Raw genomic sequence first — 2,587 nt, 5'->3', positions numbered from 1 at the left:
CATTGAGTCCACAAAACCCCTTCGGTGTTGTATGGTTAAGCCTCACGGGCAATTAGTATTGGTTAGCTCAACGCCTCGCAGCGCTTACACACCCAACCTATCAACGTTCTAGTCTCGAACAACCCTTTAGGACACTTAAAGTGCCAGGGAAGACTCATCTCAGGGCTCGCTTCGCGCTTAGATGCTTTCAGCGCTTATCAATTCCGAACTTAGCTACCGGGCAATGCCATTGGCATGACAACCCGAACACCAGCGGTTCGTCCACTCCGGTCCTCTCGTACTAGGAGCAGCCCCCTTCAATCTTCCAACGCCCACGGCAGATAGGGACCGAACTGTCTCACGACGTTCTAAACCCAGCTCGCGTACCACTTTAAATGGCGAACAGCCATACCCTTGGGACCGACTTCAGCCCCAGGATGTGATGAGCCGACATCGAGGTGCCAAACACCGCCGTCGATATGAACTCTTGGGCGGTATCAGCCTGTTATCCCCGGAGTACCTTTTATCCGTTGAGCGATGGCCCTTCCATTCAGAACCACCGGATCACTATGACCTACTTTCGTACCTGCTCGAACCGTCATTCTCGCAGTTAAGCGGGCTTATGCCATTGCACTAACCTCACGATGTCCAACCGTGATTAGCCCACCTTCGTGCTCCTCCGTTACTCTTTGGGAGGAGACCGCCCCAGTCAAACTACCCACCAGGCACTGTCCGCAACCCCGATGAGGGGCCTACGTTAGAACATCAAAACGACAAGGGTGGTATTTCAAGGTCGACTCCACGCAATCTAGCGACTGCGCTTCTAAGTCTCCCACCTATCCTACACATGTAGGTTCAATGTTCAGTGCCAAGCTGTAGTAAAGGTTCACGGGGTCTTTCCGTCTAGCCGCGGGTACACTGCATCTTCACAGCGATTTCAATTTCACTGAGTCTCGGGTGGAGACAGCGTGGCCATCATTACGCCATTCGTGCAGGTCGGAACTTACCCGACAAGGAATTTCGCTACCTTAGGACCGTTATAGTTACGGCCGCCGTTTACCGGGGCTTCGATCAAGAGCTTCGACCTAAGTCTAACCCCATCAATTAACCTTCCGGCACCGGGCAGGCGTCACACCGTATACGTCATCTTGCGATTTTGCACAGTGCTGTGTTTTTAATAAACAGTTGCAGCCACCTGGTATCTGCGACTCTCGTCAGCTCCATCCGCGAGGGACTTCACCAATAAGAGCGTACCTTCTCCCGAAGTTACGGTACCATTTTGCCTAGTTCCTTCACCCGAGTTCTCTCAAGCGCCTTGGTATTCTCTACCCGACCACCTGTGTCGGTTTGGGGTACGATTGCTTATAATCTGAAGCTTAGAGGCTTTTCCTGGAAGCAGGGCATCAATGACTTCACTGCCGTAGCAGCTCGACGTCGTGTCTCAGCCTAACAAGAAACCGGATTTACCTAGTCTCTTAGCCTACGCACTTGAACCAGGACAACCGTCGCCTGGCCCACCTAGCCTTCTCCGTCCCCCCATCGCAATTATAAGCAGTACGGGAATATTAACCCGTTTCCCATCGACTACGCTTTTCAGCCTCGCCTTAGGGGTCGACTTACCCTGCCCCGATTAACGTTGGACAGGAACCCTTGGTCTTCCGGCGGGGAGGTTTTTCACCCCCCTTATCGTTACTCATGTCAGCATTCGCACTTCTGATACCTCCAGCATGCTTTACAACACACCTTCAACGGCTTACAGAACGCTCCCCTACCCAATACAGTAAACTGTATTGCCGCAGCTTCGGTTTACTACTTAGCCCCGTTACATCTTCCGCGCAGGCCGACTCGACCAGTGAGCTATTACGCTTTCTTTAAATGATGGCTGCTTCTAAGCCAACATCCTGGCTGTCTGAGCCTTCCCACATCGTTTCCCACTTAGTAGTAATTTGGGACCTTAGCTGGCGGTCTGGGTTGTTTCCCTCTCCACGACGGACGTTAGCACCCGCCGTGTGTCTCCCGGATAGTACTTACTGGTATTCGGAGTTTGCAAAGGGTTGGTAAGTCGGGATGACCCCCTAGCCTTAACAGTGCTCTACCCCCAGTAGTATTCGTCCGAGGCGCTACCTAAATAGCTTTCGGGGAGAACCAGCTATCTCCGAGTTTGATTGGCCTTTCACCCCTAGCCACAAGTCATCCGCTAATTTTTCAACATTAGTCGGTTCGGTCCTCCAGTTGATGTTACTCAACCTTCAACCTGCCCATGGCTAGATCACCCGGTTTCGGGTCTATATCCAGAGACTGAAGCGCCCAGTTAAGACTCGGTTTCCCTACGGCTCCCCTATTCGGTTAACCTTGCCACTGAATATAAGTCGCTGACCCATTATACAAAAGGTACGCAGTCACACCACGAAGGTGCTCCTACTGCTTGTACGTACACGGTTTCAGGTTCTATTTCACTCCCCTCACAGGGGTTCTTTTCGCCTTTCCCTCACGGTACTGGTTCACTATCGGTCAGTCAGTAGTATTTAGCCTTGGAGGATGGTCCCCCCATGTTCAGACAGGATAACACGTGTCCCGCCTTACTCGATTTCACTTATAATGATGGAAC

General features: G+C 52.0%; 1 rRNA gene. It reads right to left on the bottom strand.

Going from position 1 to position 2,587, the window contains the following annotated elements:
- Window positions 1-31 precede the first annotated feature (31 nt).
- Window positions 32-2,587, bottom strand: a 23S ribosomal RNA gene (locus tag AACQ75_RS09855); the annotation flags it as partial.

Origin of the sequence: Vibrio sp. B1-2 (assembly GCF_963888445.1) — a bacterium.
Taxonomy (GTDB): Bacteria; Pseudomonadota; Gammaproteobacteria; order Enterobacterales; family Vibrionaceae; genus Vibrio; species Vibrio anguillarum.
Note: the sequence above shows the minus strand (reverse complement) of the source record. Positions and strands in the feature narration are given on the sequence as shown.